This window comes from Nostocoides japonicum T1-X7, from assembly GCF_001046855.1.
GTDB lineage: Bacteria > Actinomycetota > Actinomycetes > Actinomycetales > Dermatophilaceae > Nostocoides > Nostocoides japonicum.
In genome coordinates this window covers 4579482-4582208 of the sequence record NZ_HF570958.1, presented here as the reverse complement: position 1 = coordinate 4582208, position 2727 = coordinate 4579482, and the positions used below count along the sequence as shown (strand labels likewise).

Below are 2727 nucleotides of genomic sequence, written 5' to 3'. Positions count from 1 at the left end.
GGTGACGCTACCCACGCCCGCGGCCCGCAGGGCGTCGCAGCCGCCGCCTGCGACGGGGTTGGGGTCGCGGACCGCGACGACGACGCGACGGACGCCCGCGGCGACGAGGGCGTCGGCGCACGGGCCGGTCCGGCCGTGGTGGGTGCAGGGCTCGAGGGTGACGTATGCCGTGGCCCCCCGGGCCCTGTCCCCCGCCCTCGCGAGGGCGTCGGTCTCCGCGTGGGGTGTCCCCGCGCCGAGATGCCGGCCGGCGACGGGCTCGCCGCCGTCCGCGGGCACGACGAGGCAGCCGACCCGTGGGTTCGGGTCCGCCTCCGGCCCCTCGAGGGCAGCGGTGAGCGCGGCCCGCATCCGGGTCTCGTCGTCCATCGGTCCTGCCCTCGTGCCTCGACGCTGTCGGTCGGGCTCCGGGCGAAGTGAGGGGTCGATGCGGATGTCATGCCGCGACCCGGTCCTGCGACGTGTCGCGGAACCAGCGTGCGCCTCCCATCCGGACTGTCACCGTCGGTCTGGGAGTTCCACCCAGTCAACCGGCCGCTGGCTGCGGACGGGTCGCGGACTATCACCGCCGGCTCGGAATTGCACCGACCCCGGAGCACGTGGGGCCAGTATGCACCCTCACCTGTCACTGAGGAAATGCCAGCCCAGCCACCACCAGGCGAACAGCAGCCCGAGCTGCGTGGAACGGTGGCGCAGCCCGCGGCGCACGACGGCTCCGAGCGGGACGAGCGTGCCGACACCGAGCCGGCCGAGGAGCTCCAGGAGCAGGGCCGCGCACCCGATGACGACGTATGTCGCGACCGTCGCCGCATGCCAGGTCATCGGCTCTCCTCCCGGACGGCTCGGGCGAGCCACGCGCCGGTGAGGAACCAGACGAACAGGACGACGGCCCGGACGGGGCGCCCGTCGAGGAGCGGCTCCACCGTCGTGCTCACCGTGGGGTGATCCGGGTTGGGCGTCGTCGGCGACGCCTGGCTGAGGAACGCCCCGAGCTCCAGGACGGCGAGGCACAGCGCGAGAAGCGGCCAGGCGAGCCACCCACGGCTTCGGTCGACATCGGTTCCGGACGGACCCGGTGGCGGGCCGGCCGGGGTGGACAGGACCGCGACGAGGGCGAGCGCACCCGGCATGGCCAAGCTCACATCGAGCCACGGCGAGGAACGGGACGGGATCGCGACGGCGAGTGCGAACCCCGTCGCGAGGAGGAGGAGGGGCAGGCCGGTGGGAACCCGCCAGCGGGGTCGCACCTCCCCGGGATCGATGCGCCGCCGCGCATCCCATACGACGACCACGGCCATGCCGAGGAAGAGGACGATGTCGGCCACGCTGCGTCGGGCGACCTGGACGACTCCGGCGAGGAGCAGGATGGGGACGGTGGGTTCGCTGAGCAGCCGCCGACCGGCGGTGGGCAGCGCATGCTGGGTCGTCATCCGGTCAGTGACCGTGGGCGACAGCCAGGGCGCGGAGCTCCTCGATGGCGTCGGCCGCCGACGCGGCGCCGTACACCGCCGATCCGGCGACGAACACGTCGGCCCCGGCCTCCGCGCACTGCTCGATCGTCGCGGCGGAGACGCCGCCGTCGACCTGGACCCAGATGTCTCCGCCGTGGCGCCGGACCGCGTCACGGACCTCGCGCACCTTGGGCATCTGGTCGGCCATGAACGCCTGCCCTCCGAACCCCGGCTCGACCGTCATGACGAGGACCATGTCCACCTCGGCGAGCAGGTCGGCATACGGCGCGAAGGGGGTCCCCGGCTTGATGGCGATGCTGGCCCGGGCCCCGACGGACCGGATGGCACGGGCGAGGGCGACGGGGTCCGCGGCCGCCTCGACGTGGAAGGTGACCGACCGGCAGCCCACCTCGGCATACCCCGGTGCCCAGCGGTCCGGGTCCTCGATCATGAGGTGCGCGTCGAGGGGGATGGGGCTCACCGCGACGAGCGCCTCGACGACCGGCAGCCCGAGGGTGAGGTTGGGGACGAAGTGGTTGTCCATGACGTCGACATGGGCCCAGTCCGCGGTGCTGATCCGGTCCAGCTCGGCCTGGAGGTTCGCGAAGTCGGCGGACAGGATGCTCGGGCTGATCTGCACGTGCGCAAACCTATGCCCTGCGCAGGAGGGCCAAGAACATGCCGTCGGTGCCGTCGAGGTGGGGCCACAGCTGGACGGTCGGGCCTGGGCCGAGCCGGGGCAGCGGGTCGCCGGCCGCGTCGGTGAACAGCGGCCGGGCGTCCTCGAGGGTCACGTCCGGGCGGCGCTTCAGGACGTCCCGGACGACGAAGGTCGTCTCCGACAGGTGCGGGCTGCACGTCGCATACGCGACGATCCCGCCCGGGGCGACCGCGTCGAGGGCCGACCCGAGGAGGCTCCGCTGGAGCGGACCGAGGGTGGCCAGGTCCGCGGGCTCACGGCGCCACCGGGCCTCGGGCCGCCGTCGAAGGGCGCCGAGGCCCGTGCACGGCGCGTCGACGAGGACCCGTTCGTATGCTCCGGGCTCGCCCTCCCCGACGTCGCGTCCGTCGGCGGTCCGCACCTCGACGGATCGACCGGCCCGCTCGGCCGCCTCGGTGGCTGCCGCGAGGGTCCGGCGGACGAGGTCGGCGCGGTGCGGGCTCACCTCGGTGGCGACGAGGTCGGCGCCGGCCCGCGTCGCGAGACCCGCGAGGAGGCCCGCCTTGCCACCGGGCCCGGCGCACAGGTCGAGCCACCGGCCCGCCGCCCGGCCGT

At 74.5% G+C, this 2727-nt stretch carries 4 protein-coding genes, 1 pseudogene and 1 riboswitch; all 5 genes and pseudogenes read right to left on the bottom strand.

Annotated elements, in window-relative coordinates; translation table 11 throughout:
* A partial coding sequence (locus BN12_RS20820) for a deaminase (RefSeq protein ID WP_235432481.1) occupies positions 1-369 on the bottom strand: 369 nt, incomplete at its 3' end.
* A gap of 105 nt (positions 370-474) precedes the next feature.
* Positions 475-602: riboswitch (FMN riboswitch) on the bottom strand.
* Positions 603-618: 16 nt separating this feature from the next.
* Positions 619-822, bottom strand: a complete 204-nt coding sequence (locus tag BN12_RS20815; RefSeq protein ID WP_048555464.1) for a DUF6186 family protein — start codon at positions 820-822, stop codon at positions 619-621.
* Complete coding sequence (locus BN12_RS20810) at positions 819-1430, bottom strand: hypothetical protein (RefSeq protein ID WP_048555462.1); 612 nt, start codon at positions 1428-1430, stop codon at positions 819-821. Before BN12_RS20810 ends, BN12_RS20815 begins: the two co-directional genes overlap by 4 nt.
* Positions 1431-1434: 4 nt before the next feature.
* Positions 1435-2091 (bottom strand): ribulose-phosphate 3-epimerase, encoded by a 657-nt coding sequence (rpe, locus tag BN12_RS20805; protein ID WP_048555460.1) that lies wholly within the window; start codon positions 2089-2091, stop codon positions 1435-1437.
* 10 nt (positions 2092-2101) lie between these two features.
* Positions 2102-2727: pseudogene (locus BN12_RS20800) on the bottom strand (rRNA small subunit methyltransferase B); the annotation flags it as partial.